Origin of the sequence: Burkholderia sp. AU19243 (genome assembly GCF_018148075.1) — a bacterium.
In the GTDB taxonomy this organism is placed as follows: Bacteria; Pseudomonadota; Gammaproteobacteria; order Burkholderiales; family Burkholderiaceae; genus Burkholderia; species Burkholderia latens_A.
Map to the genome: position 1 here is coordinate 1 of NZ_JAGSTV010000031.1, position 15,043 is coordinate 15,043.

Below are 15,043 nucleotides of genomic sequence, written 5' to 3' on the forward strand. Positions count from 1 at the left end.
ACGGGCAAGGCGGGATTCTGGTCGTCAAGCGTCCGTGGCCGTCGATGATCCGCACGATCTGGGGCGACCCGGAGCGCTTCAGAAAGAGCTACTACCCGGAGGAACTGGGCGGGCGGCTGTATCTGGCAGGCGACGGCACGGTGCGCGACAAGGACACCGGCTACTTCACGATCATGGGGCGCATCGACGACGTGCTCAACGTGTCGGGCCATCGGCTCGGCACGATGGAGATCGAGTCGGCGCTGGTGTCGCACGAGCTGGTCGCGGAAGCGGCGGTGGTCGGCCGCCCGGACGACACCACCGGCGAAGCGGTGGTCGCGTTCGTCGTGCTCAAGCGTTCGCGCCCGGAAGGCGACGAGGCGGCGGCGCTCGCGAAGGCATTGCGCGACTGGGTCGGCAAGCAGATCGGGCCGATCGCAAAACCGAAGGACATCCGGTTCGGCGACAACCTGCCGAAGACGCGCTCGGGCAAGATCATGCGGCGCCTGTTGCGCTCGCTCGCGAAGGGCGAAGCCATCACGCAGGACACCTCCACGCTCGAGAACCCGGCGATCCTCGAGCAGCTGGCCGAAGTGCGCTGAGCACGCCGGTTGCGCGCATTGCGCGCACGAGCCCCTGCGCGGCAATCACCGATTGCCCGCGCAGGGGCTTTTTGCTAAATAACGGCATGACTGTTCCGTCCCGTCCGGCGCCTGTCGCGCCGCCGCCCGTACCCGAACCGCTCGCGCGTGCTCACGCGCGCTATTGGCGCTTCAATGTCGTGCTGATCGTGGTGCTGATGGCGATCGGCTTTTCCGTGTCGTTCGTCGTACCGTTTTTTGCACCCGCGCTCGCGGGCATCCGCTTTGCGGGCTTCAGCCTGCCGTTCTATGTCGGCGCGCAGGGCGCGATTCTCGTGTATCTCGTGCTGATTGTCGTGTACATCGGGCTGATGCAGCGTGCGGACCGCACGCTGCGGCGCGCGTACGACGACCATGCGGCGCAGGCGGCCGACGCACACCATGCGCGCTGATCCATGCTGACGCATCGGCTGATTCGCGCGTACGCGCTCTATACGCTGGGCTTTCTCGGGTTCGTGCTGCTACTGTGGCGGATCGAGCGCGCGACCGGCTCCGGCGTATGGATCGGCTACGTGTTCCTGTTCGTGCCGATCGCCGTGTATGCGGTGATCGGACTGCTGTCGCGCACGTCCGACCTTGTCGAGTACTACGTGGCCGGTAGGCGCGTGCCGTCAGCGTTCAACGGCATGGCGACGGCGGCCGACTGGTTGTCCGCGGCATCGTTCATCGGTCTCGCCGGCTCGCTCTACGCAACCGGCTACGATGCGCTCGCGTACGTGATGGGATGGACCGGCGGGTTCTGTCTCGTTGCGTTCCTGCTTGCGCCTTACGTGCGCAAGCTCGCGCGCTACACGATTCCCGATTTTCTTGGCACGCGGTTTTCGAGCACCGCCGTGCGCGCGCTCGCGGCCGGTGCGGCGATCCTGTGCTCGTTCGTCTACCTGGTCGCGCAGATCCAGGGGATCGGCCTGATCGCGACGCGCTTCATCGGCGTCGACTTCGCGATCGGCATCTTCTGCGGACTCGCCGGCATTCTGGTGTGCTCGTTTCTCGGCGGGATGCGCGCGGTCACGTGGACGCAGGTCGCGCAGTACATCATCCTGATCAGCGCGATCCTGATACCTGTGTCGCTGATTGCGATGAAGAACGGGCTCGGTCCGGTGCCGCAGTTCAATTACGGCAAGCTGATGGAGCGCGTGGCCGCGCGCGAGGCGCAGGTGCGCGACGCAGCCGAGGAACAGCAGGTGAGGGCTGCGTATCGGCGGCAGGCCGCGATCATTCAGACGCAACTCGATCGTCTGCCGGGCTCGTATGCGAACGCACGCCAGCAACTCGTCGAGCAGCTCGCGGACCTGCGGCGCCACAACGGACCGCTGCGCGAGATCAATCAGCGCGAGCGCGAGCTCGCCGACTTTCCGCGCGATCCGACGGCGGCGCGCGTCGCGTGGACCCAGGCACGCGACGATCTGCTTGCGCGGGCGGAACCGCCCGTGCCGATGCATGAACCGTTTCCCGCCGCGAACGACGACGCGCGCAAGCCGCGCGAGCGGAATTTTCTCGCGTTGCTGCTTTGCCTGTCGCTCGGCACCGCGAGCCTGCCGCACATTCTCACGCGCTACAACACGACGACGTCGGTAGCGTCCGCGCGGCGTTCGGTCGGCTGGACGTTGTTCTTCATCGCGCTGTTCTATCTGAGCGTGCCGGTGCTGGCGGTGATGATCAAGTACGAGATTCTCACGAACCTCGTCGGGCGGCCGATCGCCGAGCTGCCCGCGTGGGTCACGCAGTGGCATCACTTCGAGCCCGATCTGATCAGCGTCGTCGAGGTGATTCGCGACGGCATCGTCCACTGGTCGGAAATACAGATGCAGCCCGATATGGTCGTGCTGGCCGCGCCGGAGATCGCAGGCTTGCCGTATGTCGTGTCCGGCTTGATCGCGGCGGGGGCGCTCGCGGCCGCGCTGTCGACCGCGGACGGGTTGCTGCTGACGATCGCGAATGCGTTGTCGCACGATGTCTATTACTGCATGGTCGCGCCGGACGCGTCGAGCCAGCGTCGCGTGACGATCTCGAAGGTGCTGCTGCTCGGGGTTGCGCTGTTCGCGTCGTATGTGGCGTCGCTCAATACCGGGAAGATTTTGTTTCTCGTCGGCGCAGCGTTCTCGCTTGCGGCATCCAGCTTCTTTCCGGTGCTCGTGCTGGGCGTGTTCTGGAAACGCACGACGACGCGCGGTGCGATCGCCGGGATGCTGACGGGGCTCGCCGTTTGTGTGTATTACATCGTGTCGACGTATCCGTATTTCACACAACTTACGGGGTTCGCCGGGCGGACGTGGTTCGGGATCGAGCCGATCAGTTCAGGCGTGTTCGGCGTGCCGGCGGGGTTCGTGGTGGCGATCGTCGTGAGTCTCCTGGATCGCGAGCCGGATGAGTATACGCGGGCGTTGGTGGATTACATTCGGCATCCGTGAGGCCGGCCGCGCGTCGGCATGGCAGTGGAAAAACTCGTTGTCTCGCTCAAGTGAGACTCGAAATCAGAAGACAGCCACACGTTGCGCGATGACCGTGCCGCGCGATCGGGACGCCATCATCATCGACGTGTCGCCTTCCTCGATGAGGTTGGGCGACACGTCAGGATGCTGCGGGCACGACACGCAATCACCCTTGCGCGCGACGTAGCGGCCGTCAAAGCGCATCGTTGTGGAACCCGTTTCGACCTTGCCTCCGTGGTCGGTGTCGTCTCCGACGCGGATTAGATTCATCATTGGAAGCCCCGCTTAAGGGTACATATATTCGGTGTGATGTCCTACGAATTTATCGCCAACCAATTCGAAGCAGAAATTTCCTTCTTCAAACGACCTGTAGACCAGGATCGCGCCAGTAATGCATACTTTGTTGCTGCCAATGGAGTAGCTGATTTTCCCTTCGTCTTTTGCGATGCGTCGGCCTCGCATGAATCCGGAAAACGCATCGATCGGGAGTGGATACACTATTCCAGTTCGAGTATCGATCGCGACAACTGATCTTTGGTGATAATTAGTGAATTCGGGATAGGGTAAAAGGATGTAGTGTTCATTGAAATTCGGTGCTTGTGTTTTAAGTGCGTTGTTATATGTGGCGATGTGTTTGTCATCGCAGAAATCGACGGGGCTGTACTGAAATGAGCATTTTGTCAAATCTGACGTGGTGTAAGCAATTTTCACCTCGGTGTACGGGTGATTGCTTTCGATATTCGCCTTCGGCTGCTTGGCAAATATTGCAAATGAAAAAATTGTGAGGGCGGATAAAAATGCAAAAATAAATATTTTTCTCATGTCAATTGCCTTATCTTGAATTCTGAATTTCTTCAAGAATTTCCCGTAATTTACCTGTGGACACCATGCTGGCTTTATTGGCTGCACCTTCATTTTGAAAGTATGTCAGCGTTCCATCTGACAGGAGTTTCTCTTTCGTTCCATCTGGGTGTTTTATTACCTTGTTTGTCGGATATCCTTTGGGGACGGCGATTGATGCCCACTCTTGGGATGCGGAAAACACGGCATCATCGATAGTTCCTTTCCCATGTTTTACAAATGCAGCCAGTCGACCGCCGCCAGCCTTGTTAAACAGAAAGTCGCGAAACATCCGCTCCTGCATAACGGCCATTCCAGGTACTTTGCATCGCGAAATATAGGTTGATGCCTTTATTACCGCTCAAACCGGGCGCTGAAATTGGAGCACTTTGCACACCAATGATCGGCCAAGACCGAGGCGGCTGTGGCCTCATACTTATGGCCTGCAGCACAGACGAAGCGGCAGTGTGCGCTTTTTCCACGATACCGCTTACTCAGGCACTGGCCTCCAGCCGAGCCAGCGGTTTCGTGGATTCGAGTCATCGTCTGCTCGATCCAGCATTGACGGCATCGCAGCAAGCCCCGCGTCCCCCGGACTAGGCGCAAAAGACTAGCCCCCGACTGCGAAGAAGCGTGACCGCTCTCGCAACGGAACCGGTACTGACTCGATACGTCGCGCCACTCACGGGCCATCAGCGTGAATCCCGCCGTGGCGAGGTAGTCACGAATTTTCGAGAGGCGATCGTTGCCGGTTGCCATAAAAACAGCGCTCGATACCAATAACAAACCATGTGTTACCCAACACCCCGGTCCGGCAAAAGTGTGGGGCACTAGGCATGACCGATGATGGTGTCGACACGGCGCTACCTGCTCGACCTCAGACTCAAACGAGACTTGAAATTAGGTGACAGCCGCACGTGGCGCGGTGGCCGTGACGAGCGATCGGAATACCACTATCCGTCATCGATGGGTCGCCTTCCTCGATGAGGTTAGGGGAGACATCGGGATGTTGGGGGCACGACACGCGATCACCCTTGCGGGCGACATAGCGACCATCGAAACGCATGGTCGCAGAGCCCGTTTCGACCTTGCCGCCATGGTCCGTGTCGTCGCCGATGCGGATAAGATCAATCATGGCGGGATAATCAATAAAGTATCGTTCCCAGGAGGAATTTGTATTTTTTGTTATTTGATGCCCAGGTTCCAACATATGCGCTATCAAACTTTTTTCCGGTGAATGTCGCGACAGGCACGTTTCCTGAGCTCGAATATTCTGTCAAGTTCATACTTCCATTCGTTACTGTCCCTTTAATGGAAATTGGTGCCTTTTTATTCAGATAGATGTAGCTGCCGTCGACCGTGCCAGTCTCACTTTTGGGCAAGGATGCATCTATCCAAAAATCCTTTCCAATCCACCCACCTAAACGCTGATGCACTGGGTCAGTCTTGCAACCAGAAAGGCAGAGTAATGCGCTTGCGTCGGGCATGCTGTTGGAAGGGAATGCGTACGTTGCTGTCGACCAAACTCTCGTATCAGCATCGTATGCTGGCACTGTTACAACAAGCCCTGCTTGGCTTGCAAATCTGATTGCTTCTGTGTTGGTCGGAGTCGGCGAATCATTATTCACATTCCCATTGCACAGGCCCTTAAAGGCGCTCGACAAAATGGTTTTCCCTCTGGTCAAGACCACATCCCCTCGGCAACTTTGCCCGCCCCATCGTTCACCATTCACTAACGTCATCTTCGAGAGCGATATGTAATTCTTAGCATGCAACTCGCCATTCTTGTAGGAGAAGATCAGGACGGTCCAGTTTTTTGACGATGAAGAATCGCTGTATTCCAAAGCCAGACTTGTCTTACTTTGATAGAGCGTAGCATCACTCACGACTCCCTTGAAATCGGGATCAGAAGACAAATGTGTACCGCTAGCGCTATCCACGAGATAACCACTGCTATCCAATTGGAGGCCGCAGTGCTTCCCAGATGAATTCGCATCGCAAACTTCCAGGCCAGGAATCTGATAGCTGCCCGCCATTGCAGTTGATGCAAATGCAAATGCGAGGTATGTTCCAAAGCTAAACTTAGCAATCATTTCGTTTCCCTGATGAGCTTCTCAAATTTCTCTGCATAAAACTGAAACTGCTCAGCTTTGTCCGGATGACCTGACCCCGCCGGACTATCGCCATTAATAATGTAGCGAGCATGATAATAGTCAGGCTTTGCTCCATCGAGGTGAGTTGATAGCGAGTTCCCGCCTCTAAACAATCCATCCCTCATTCCAATCATCATAATTCTAACCGCGACAGGTAAATCCAAGACCAAATCTGGATTTGCAACAATATCGGCACCAGCTATTTCTTTAAATTTCTTGTATCCAATTTTCCACGTAAGTTGAACCAGTCCGCGCCCCCGATATTTATACCCATCTCCAGCCTCTGTGTTTCCGTTGGCTATAGCCCGTTTTTTATGTGCTTCTGTTGCATGAGGGCCAACTCCGTAATTTGTCTCCGCCTCATCATATGAAATTCCTTCGCATATCGGGGAGAAGAAATGCTGAGTATGCCAGTCGTACGACTCAATTCGAGCTGTTGCCAGCATATACGCAAGGTACTCTGTTTTGCATTCCTTGAAATGGACCGGGTATTGCTTCATCATTTCGGTCACAAGATCATGCAAGCTCTTGACCGACTGGGGATTCATCGGTGGCAACGTCACATGTTTCTTGCCTTCGAACCAGCCAAATTCAGTCGGATGTTGATCCGCATATCGCTTGCAAAACTCATCCACGTTTATGCAATTGCAGGAGCCTGATGCCGAGAAATTTCCAATCAGCCCAATCGGATGAAAATGCCACGGCTTTGGCTCTTTCGGCAGAATCTTCGCGTCAATCCCCTGAACATCCTCCCACCACTGCAGTTTTCTGATCCGCTCCATCTCGTTCAGCCATTTCCACGGCACGAGCTTCATATAGGGCGTGATGTCCTCCCACTTCCCCATGTTGCCGCCCCATTCGCTCTCACTTTTCACGACTATGTGCGAAATTGCTTCGGCTAACCATGGCGTCTTCTGCGCATCCGCCAATTCCGCGGCAGTAACCTTGCCGTCGTGATTGACATCAATGGCTTTTTCGAGCTTCTGGATGAGCTCACTGGTAGCCAATGCATCGGCACTCGGCTTGAAGTTATCCTGATCCTCTCCCATGGCCAGTTCAGCGACGAACAGGTAACGCTTGAACATATCGACCATCGTGGTCGAACTGTTGTCGACGAGCTCAAACCCCGGCCAGTCCCACTGGCTACACAGCTGCACTTTGGGATGGTCCCGTTCACACACCCAGCCTTGACGGGCGCCACCGTCTTTCGTGCCGACCGTCACATTCCACCAGCGTTTCGTTTTTCCGCTCGCGTCCTTGTCTTCTCGTGCCAAGCTTTGCGGTCCCTGCTTGTCGAGATCGACCACCCGAAACATGACCCGGAAGTCCGTTGGGGGCCCGTCTGCTTGGCTAACCTTTAGCGGAAAGTCTTTCCAGCCCTTGACAGGCCCCTTCGTCATTTGATTGACAAGACCTAGGGTGCTGTCGATCCAGAACGGGATACCGGTCGGCGTCTCGATTGGCTCAGGTTTCTTCGCTGGCTTTGCCTTGTGCTTCTTCCCCTTGTCAGCCGGAGCAGCAGGCTCCGGTTGCACGGCGGGAATTTTTACTGTCTTGGGTTGTACCTTGACCCATCGCGATTTCGGATCGCTGACGGGTACAAGCTTCAAATCCGTCTGCTCAAGGGTGTAATCTGGATCAGGCGCTTTCGTCACGAGTTTTGCACCTGTCAAAACTTCCAGAAAAGGCTTGTCCATATTCGGATCTGCCGCCGACAATTCCTTCGCGCGCGCCTGACTCTTAGCGATGAACGCTGGAAGATCTGGGCCCGCAAAAACTTCGAGGTGCAGCAAGGGTCGAGTGGGCAACGGCGGAGTGGGTTTCGCTTCCCTGTATCGCTGGTATTGTCCGATATGCGCAACAACGTCTCCCGCCTTGACGGGGTACGGCTTCTTGAGCACGACCACCTTATCGACAGGGCCAGACTGGGGAATCGGCTCGAGTTCCGAAATGTAAACGTAACCCCACTTCAGTTGCACGTCGGGCGGCTGACCAACGACTGGGCCCACCGGATCACCTTTAATGATCTTCATGATTTTTGCCCAGCCCTTGTGCCCACCGTTATCGGCCTCGTTCACTGTGAGTTCCGTGCCCTCGGGTAGCAAACCGAGGAGCTTGGCGTTCGGAGTAATGCGAACCCGCACACCCGATACAGGCTCCGGCAACGCATCATCTGGGCCTGGTTGCTGCGGCGACGAATCGTCATCGGGCGCACTCGGATCGATCGGCTTCGGTTTCGGAAGGTCCTGTTTGTTCGGTTTTAACGCTCGATACGAGCGGTCAACTTCCCAGTACGGAAGAGGCTTGAGTTGCGGCGCCTTGGCGTCTGCACTCTCCGTTTTGGGCTGGTCGAGCGCGGCTTTATACGTTTTCCAGTCGAGCGTATGCATGTACAGACTGAAGAACGTCAGCGTTTCACCGGGTGGCGGACCGGAGGGCGCGGGAACTGGTGTCGGTACCGGAGGCGTTGCATTCCCCCCCGAGGCGGGTGATCCGGCTGGTGCATTTGCGGGCGGGGGTGCTGGTTCCGTCTTTTTCGGTGTGGGTGGCAATTGCAGAGTATGGCGGATCAGCACAAAGCCCCGCGAGTACAACGCATGACGCTGGTCCTGGTAGGTCAGCGTGGGGTATTCGTTGTCGAGTCGGTAAGCGACAACCTCGCCCGTGGCGATCGCGCGTACGCCTTCGTCCTGTTTCAGGGCCTCACCTGTTTTCTGCCCGAAGTGAATGCCGCCGTGCCAGATGCCGCTAGCTCCCAGTGGATAAAACCCATCCTCCGCAGCCGCGAGCACCTTCATGTACGTCATAGGGTCTGCAGCATCGGACGCTGCACCTTCCTTGGCAGCAGGCGAAAATGGATAGCTCCATGCAAGAGGCGTATACGCGGGCTTGGCATCCGGCTCGGGCGTCTTCGGGGGTTGTTTTTTTGGAGGGTGCTTATCCGTCATGGCAATTGAAATCGTAAGTCCTTATCGTGCTTCGGGAACGGGGCATCTCGATCAACCAGAGAAATCGTCCGCGTAACCACCATGCTTCGAAATCGGCGTGCCGTTCAGCGGATCACGCAACGTCATGGTCGACGCCCCGGGCTTGTCCCACGACGCGCATTTTTCGAGAATCTGGCCCGACGTCCCGTTCTCGATCATGTCGGGCGTGATCTTGATATACGATCCACCGACATTAAGAATCAGTTCCTTTTCTGCGCGCAGAATCATCCGTCCCGATGCACTCTCAATCTTGACGTCCTGCTGCGCCAGCATCGTCAACGCATCGTTCTGAGCCTGAATTTCGATAGGGCCTTTGGTCGCGAAGATTTTGATCCCGAGGTTTTGAGCGTACAGGCTGATCTTGCTCATCACGCTCGCGAGCAGCGACTTCCCGGCTGCGAGATTGACATTTTTCCCCGCAACCAAGTTGACCTGTTGATTCGCCGACACGTGAATCGATTGCTGGCTGGATAGGCCAACACCTGCCGGGCTCGACAGCAGCAACGCCGGTTTCGCAAAGCCGCTTGCATTGCCCGTTCCGCCGCCAGCCGTGCGGCCACCTTTGGTGACGCCCGGAACGTTGCCCTGCGTCATCTCGGTAAAGGCCTTCATCGCATCGCTGCCGTCCTGCAGGCTTTCGGCCCGATTCGTTTCGCTCGCCTGCGAGACCGTCTCAAATACTGCCTCCGAAGCTGCCAACTGATCGGTCGCGGCCGACACGTTCATTGGCTGTACCGCTGCCGGGTGAGTCGAGATCGACAGGCCTTGCACCGCCCGAATCGCTCCATGCGCCTCCGATTTGAGATCGAAGCCACTGCCAACGAACGAGCCGCGCGTGTTATCGGACTGTTCGATCAGATAGCCGAGATGTAGGTGAGAACTGTAGCTCGACGAGTAAAGTTGAGCCCGGTTCTGCCCGCTCGAGTCGTCCATGACAAGCTGGTTGAAGCCGTCGCCACCATACTCGCGGGAGCGGAAGCCGGACAGCAGGCCGTGCGTGTGCCACACCGGCATCGTTGCGCCACCGTGCAGTCGCGAGATGATCACCGGTCGGTCGCAATCGCCATTTACGAATCCTAGAAGCACTTGGTCATCTTTGCGCAACGGGAAATAACCGCCGCGCCTAGCGCCGGCGTCCGGCATCGCCGCGCGAATCCATGACGTGGACTTCGTATTGCGATCCTTTCGACTGTTCGACGTCCGGACCCGCACACGATTGCCGTCGTCCGTGGCAATTTCCTCGTCGCTGTCCGTCACGACGATCGCCGTCTGCAAGTGCATTTCGGGCTTCTCGTGCTCGAACGGGCTGCGGAACGGCGTCTTGCGGCGTTGCGCTTCGATCTCGACGTGAAAAAATCCGATACCGCCATCGCGGTGGCTCACGGTCGTGCCAGTTCCGGCGGCCTTGACCTGTTCGATCTCGCTGCGCAGGCTACGCGGAAATCGCGTGAGCGCGTCTATGCCGGGCAAGTTATTTTGGATCAACCAGTCGCTCGCGATGATCGACAGTTCGCGCTCCTCCTCCGGCAATGCATCGAAGAGGGGATGTCCCGACACCTTGAACCAGTAGCCGGGCAATGCATAGCGGGGACTGCCGATCGCGAAATAGCGTTTTGCTCGCGAAGCCCATTCCTCAGTGCGGATGCGGGCCTGTTGTTGTCCAGCATCGGACTCGGCCCATGTCTGTGAGCCGGTATAAAGATACTCTTCGCCCTGACCGGGTAATTCATCGAGGTCAGCCGCTGGCGTGCTCGCCTGTTTATCGAGGTCAGGCCGCTTATAGTCAACGGTGCCGAGCGTCAGCGTCGCACTTTGCGCGTCCTGCTGTTCGCTCAGCTGAGTAAGCCCGTCGAAATCCTCGTCGGTACCCGCGTGGCTGAACTTCATCTCCGAATTCGGCAGCGACGGCCCGAAATACAGATCGTCCATCATGACGACCTTGTGCGACTTGCCATCCTTCGCGAAATCAAAGCGTGGAAATACGCCGACTTCTTCCAGACTACGGTGCACGAAATTCCAGTCGGTTTCCCACTGCACACGGTGCGAATACGAGCGCATCGCAGTGCGCAGCTCCTGACCATAATTGCCCGCCGCCTGGGGATGCTTGTCGAATACGTCGGTGAGAATTTGCCACCCGCTGGCTTCCTGCCAGTCGCGTCGATCGCTGCTGAGTTTAAGGAAACTTAGCCACGAAGCGAACTGAAGCTGAAAATACGAAACGCTTCCGTCATTTCCAAGGCGGCGAGCCCGCTGCACATAGCCATGGATCGGCAGATAGCCTCCGTCGGTCTGCCGAATCCACAGCGTGACGGGTTGCAGCATCAGCGCATTGAGCTTGATTTTGTCGCCCAATGCGGATGACGCATCGACGACTACCTCGAAGTTGCGTCCGAGGCGCGCGCGAATCTGCGCGTACAGTGGTACGAGCCAGTCATCGCCGAGCGGCGTGTCGAGCTTGATGATGCGATCGAACTGCGCGTGTGCGCCACGCAGCGCCTTCAACAATACTTCCGCGCTCATGCGGTCACCCCGTTCCATGGAAAACTCGCCCGATCGTCAGCAGACACCGAAACGTCGGAATTGCGTAAGCATTTCAGCCGAATATTTCGAATAATTGACAATTAATTTCATTGTGCTTTCATAAAGACGCAACACCTCCCGGACGAGAGTCCGGTCGAATGTGCGAAAGATCATACCAAATGCAGTTCAGCCAGATAACTGTGTGGTGACGATCTTTGAAGATTTATTCCAACCTGTCGAAAGCCCGTTTTTGCAGTATTGAGTGCTTACCGATATGCCGAGCGTTTCAATAGGGCAATTGTTCGCGTATGCGACCCGGGCCGTCGTTTTTGGGGGATAAGGCAGCAATTCTTTACCACTCGGTTAATACCCGTCCTCGAGTACATCGGGGGACCAGGAAGTGCCGAAGAGCGGCAGTCCGCGGCAACGAAACTCAAGCGGCTGCTGACGCTGGAGGAAGATCCACTCCGGCATTTACCTGATTGGCACGCGCCGGATTCCGCAACATCGCGTTCCGGGGATTGCGATAACGCGTACATGGTGAGTGTGTCGGCCGATGACAAAAGTCCGCCGAATCAGACCGTACACGTGCGCGATTCTGAACGCCTCGAGGGTGAAGTATGGGCGACGGCGGGGTGAACGGACACGAGGTGACGCGTGGACATTGCCATGGCCTCGCGAAAGGAGGGGCCTCTACAACCGATCTTGATGCTGGGTGGCATGTTGCAAAAAGCCCCGCAAAATCGATCGATTTTGCGGGGCTTTTTGCACTGATTCTGGCGGAGAGAGGGTCCGCCATAAATGGAACGCTAAGGAACGCTCGGAAATCCTCATTTCCCTTTATTCATATGGTGTTGTGGATTTTGGTTTTCCTCCCCGTACCTGAGTGCTATTCTCCATTAGGGCCCGTTTATGGTGGGTAAGTTGGTGGGTGGGAGATTATGCCGAAGATCGCGAAGGAACTGGGCGCGCTTGCCGTGTCCCGATTGAAGAAGCCAGGTATGTATCCGGTGGGGAAGGTTGCCGGCCTGTACCTGCAGGTATCCTCGGAGACATCGAGATCGTGGGTTTTACGGGTGACGGTAGGCGATAAGCGCCGAGAGATCGGCCTGGGGCCGTACCCAGCGGTAGGTCTCAAGGATGCGCACACTCGAGCTCAAGCGGAGCGTGACAAGATCAAATCGGGCGTGGATCCCGTCATTGAGCGTAAGGCCGCGGAAAGTGCGCTTCGGGCAGCCCAAGCATCTGAAATCACTTTCTCCGATGCGGCTAAGCAGTTCATCTCTTCGCGCGCCCATGGATGGAAGAACGCGAAGCACGCGGACCAATGGCGCAATACGATCGCCCAATATGCGGAGCCGGTTCTCGGCAAGATGCTGGTACGCCACATTTCGCGCGAGCATGTGCTGCAGGTACTCGATCCGATCTGGACTATGAAGACTGAAACGGCGTCGCGCGTGCGCGGCCGGATCGAGAATATCCTCGACTGGGCCCGCGTGAAGGGCTATCGCTCTGGAGAGAATCCAGCTCTCTGGCGCGGCAACCTCGACCATCTGCTTGCAAAGCCGTCGACTATCACTGTCGTGCGCCATCATCCGGCACTTCCATATCAGCAGATCGGCGGCTTCCTTGAAAATCTGCGCGAGAATGAAGCGACCGGTGCGAAATGCCTGGAATTTGCAATCCTGACCTGCTCCCGCTCGATCGAAGTGCGCGGTGCTCGATGGGCGGAGTTCGACCTTGACGTGGGAATCTGGTGCGTGCCGGCCGAGCGCATGAAGTTAAAGAAGGAGCATCGGGTACCGCTCTCGCAACCGGCCATCGATCTGCTACGGGAACTTCGGCAGCCCGAAAGGGCGGACGAGAACAGCCTCGTGTTTCCGAGCCCCCGTGGCAAAGTGCTGAGTGATATGACTTTGTTGGCTGTTATCAGGCGCATGAACGGCGACAGCGAGCCTCCGATTTGGCGAGATCCGAAGCAAAAGGACGCACCCGTTGTGCCTCATGGTTTCAGATCGACATTCAAGGACTGGGCGACGGAAATGACGAATCATCCGCGGGAACTGATAGAGGTGGCGCTTGCACACATCCCTGGTGATTCCAGCGAAATGGCCTATTGGCGCAGTGAGGTACTGGAGCGCCGGCGCCAGTTGATGACCGATTGGGCCGATTTCGTCTCACGGCCATTCAAAACAGGGACCGTCTTGCCGCTGCAGCGGCAGGCGTGATCGATCAAACCGCGCCTAGGCTGATCCCCGAAAACCGGCTCCCTCGCCGGCCGGCGCGGTTCCCAAACGAGGGTGGTTGCGTGAGGGCGCAATGGGTCACAATGAAAAGTCACCGTATGAACAAGCTGGCGAGGCCGCTTTTCTCCGATATAAAAGAACTGACACCAGCGGGAAAAAGGCCGACGGCCCCGGAGCAATGGAACTATTCCGAGCGTACGTCGAGCACCGGAAGGCTACCGAAACGGAAGACAGACAACGAGCAGAGGCGATACTTACGAGCCTAGATGGTCTTTCTCCGAACGTATTTGATAAGCGGCTCAGCGAATTGCTACGCCTTCAGATTCTTGAGGCGCTTGATCCAATCATTCGAGGACTGTTGGATTTCTGTGAGAATCAGCCGGACGGAAAAAATCAACTGAGCGAGCTCCGACTGTTGTTGCAGATCGATCAGGGGCGGGGGCCGAACGACAACAAGGATACGCAACGTCGGTGGAAGATCGAACAGCTTTGGATCGATGCATATCTCAAGATGCAGGAAACGGGGCAGTTCAGGTCTGAGAACGAAATCGCAAATGACATCGCCAGTCAGATGTCTGTCAGCTCTCGAACAGCTAAAAGCCATTGGGATTCGATGCGGAATCGGGAGGAAGTGCCTCTTCAAGCGCGCTGGGCGAAGCAAATTGCGGATCGCTTGAAGCCTCTGACAGCACATCAAAAAGCCGAGCTCGAGCGCGCGATTGCGGAGTTGACAGGTTCGGCCAATGAACCGCAGAAGGCCGACAAGATCAAGAAGCCTCGGAAGTCCAAGTTCCGAATTCACACTCTTTGAAGCGCTGACACCATTCCGCTTCAATTCCTTCCCTGACATGGTTGGTCATGTGCTCCGGGCGGTTCCGGAGCAATTCGCTAGGAATTGACATGACCGAGCAACCTCGCAACCCGATGGCGATTCTTCGCCGTAAGCAGGTCGAAGCCGAAACCGGTCTCTCGACCTCGTCGATCTACGATCGCATGAAGCATGGGACCTTCCCGAAGAATGTCCGCATCAGCGCGAACTCTGTCGGCTGGCGCGCTGGCGACATCGACAAGTTCCTCGAAAACCCGTTTGCCTACAAGGCCTGAGGAGGAGAACTCATTGTTGATGTCCACGCAGAACTGACCCACCTGAGGCTGTAGTTTTCATCGAATTTTGACCCACGTGATTGAATGCCCTGCTCAATCTTTGAGCAGGGGATACAGAGGTGATCACGGTGGGCATATTGG

At 57.0% G+C, this 15,043-nt stretch carries 11 protein-coding genes and 2 pseudogenes; 6 read left to right on the forward strand and 7 right to left on the reverse strand.

Annotated elements, in window-relative coordinates; translation table 11 throughout:
* From KDW55_RS28855 to KDW55_RS28865, 3 genes and pseudogenes are all read left to right on the forward strand, one after another.
* Positions 1-581, forward strand: a pseudogene (locus tag KDW55_RS28855) (AMP-binding protein); the annotation flags it as partial.
* Between the two features lie 86 nt (positions 582-667).
* Entirely contained in the window at positions 668-1,012 is a 345-nt protein-coding gene (locus KDW55_RS28860) for a DUF4212 domain-containing protein (protein WP_040144629.1), read from the forward strand.
* Between the two features lie 3 nt (positions 1,013-1,015).
* On the forward strand, positions 1,016-3,031 hold the full coding sequence (locus KDW55_RS28865; RefSeq protein ID WP_059546071.1) for a sodium:solute symporter family protein: 2,016 nt from the start codon (positions 1,016-1,018) through the stop codon (positions 3,029-3,031).
* A 46-nt stretch (positions 3,032-3,077) separates the two neighbouring features.
* Here KDW55_RS28865 and KDW55_RS28870 read toward each other — a convergent pair.
* From KDW55_RS28870 to KDW55_RS28900, 7 genes and pseudogenes are all read right to left on the reverse strand, one after another.
* Positions 3,078-3,325: pseudogene (locus KDW55_RS28870) on the reverse strand (PAAR domain-containing protein).
* 12 nt (positions 3,326-3,337) lie between these two features.
* Positions 3,338-3,874: a hypothetical protein gene (locus KDW55_RS28875; protein ID WP_082721544.1), complete on the reverse strand. Its 537-nt coding sequence runs from the start codon at positions 3,872-3,874 to the stop codon at positions 3,338-3,340.
* A 10-nt stretch (positions 3,875-3,884) separates the two neighbouring features.
* Entirely contained in the window at positions 3,885-4,205 is a 321-nt protein-coding gene (locus KDW55_RS28880; RefSeq protein ID WP_249173874.1) for a T-complex 10 C-terminal domain-containing protein, read from the reverse strand.
* Positions 4,206-4,775: 570 nt separating this feature from the next.
* The gene (locus tag KDW55_RS28885) at positions 4,776-5,027 is read right to left on the reverse strand and encodes a PAAR domain-containing protein (RefSeq protein ID WP_212160308.1); all 252 of its coding nucleotides are present in this window, start codon (positions 5,025-5,027) and stop codon (positions 4,776-4,778) included.
* A 10-nt stretch (positions 5,028-5,037) separates the two neighbouring features.
* Positions 5,038-5,985 carry a hypothetical protein gene (locus tag KDW55_RS28890; RefSeq protein WP_209820875.1) on the reverse strand — a complete coding sequence of 316 codons (948 nt, stop codon included), beginning with the start codon at positions 5,983-5,985 and terminating at the stop codon, positions 5,038-5,040.
* Positions 5,982-8,993: a lytic transglycosylase domain-containing protein gene (locus KDW55_RS28895; protein ID WP_209820876.1), complete on the reverse strand. Its 3,012-nt coding sequence runs from the start codon at positions 8,991-8,993 to the stop codon at positions 5,982-5,984. Before KDW55_RS28895 ends, KDW55_RS28890 begins: the two co-directional genes overlap by 4 nt.
* 51 nt (positions 8,994-9,044) lie before the next feature.
* Positions 9,045-11,552 (reverse strand): type VI secretion system Vgr family protein, encoded by a 2,508-nt coding sequence (locus KDW55_RS28900; RefSeq protein WP_212160319.1) that lies wholly within the window; start codon positions 11,550-11,552, stop codon positions 9,045-9,047.
* Positions 11,553-12,493: 941 nt separating this feature from the next.
* Here KDW55_RS28900 and KDW55_RS28905 point away from each other — a divergent pair.
* The 3 genes from KDW55_RS28905 to KDW55_RS28915 all read left to right on the forward strand — a co-directional run bounded on the left by KDW55_RS28905 (position 12,494) and on the right by KDW55_RS28915 (position 14,902).
* Positions 12,494-13,780 (forward strand): site-specific integrase, encoded by a 1,287-nt coding sequence (locus KDW55_RS28905; RefSeq protein WP_212160307.1) that lies wholly within the window; start codon positions 12,494-12,496, stop codon positions 13,778-13,780.
* A gap of 91 nt (positions 13,781-13,871) precedes the next feature.
* Positions 13,872-14,609, forward strand: coding sequence for a hypothetical protein (locus KDW55_RS28910; protein WP_212160305.1), 738 nt, complete (start codon positions 13,872-13,874; stop codon positions 14,607-14,609).
* A gap of 89 nt (positions 14,610-14,698) precedes the next feature.
* A complete protein-coding gene (locus KDW55_RS28915; protein ID WP_212160303.1) occupies positions 14,699-14,902 on the forward strand; it encodes an AlpA family phage regulatory protein in 204 nt (67 codons plus the stop codon).
* Positions 14,903-15,043: the final 141 nt, after the last annotated feature.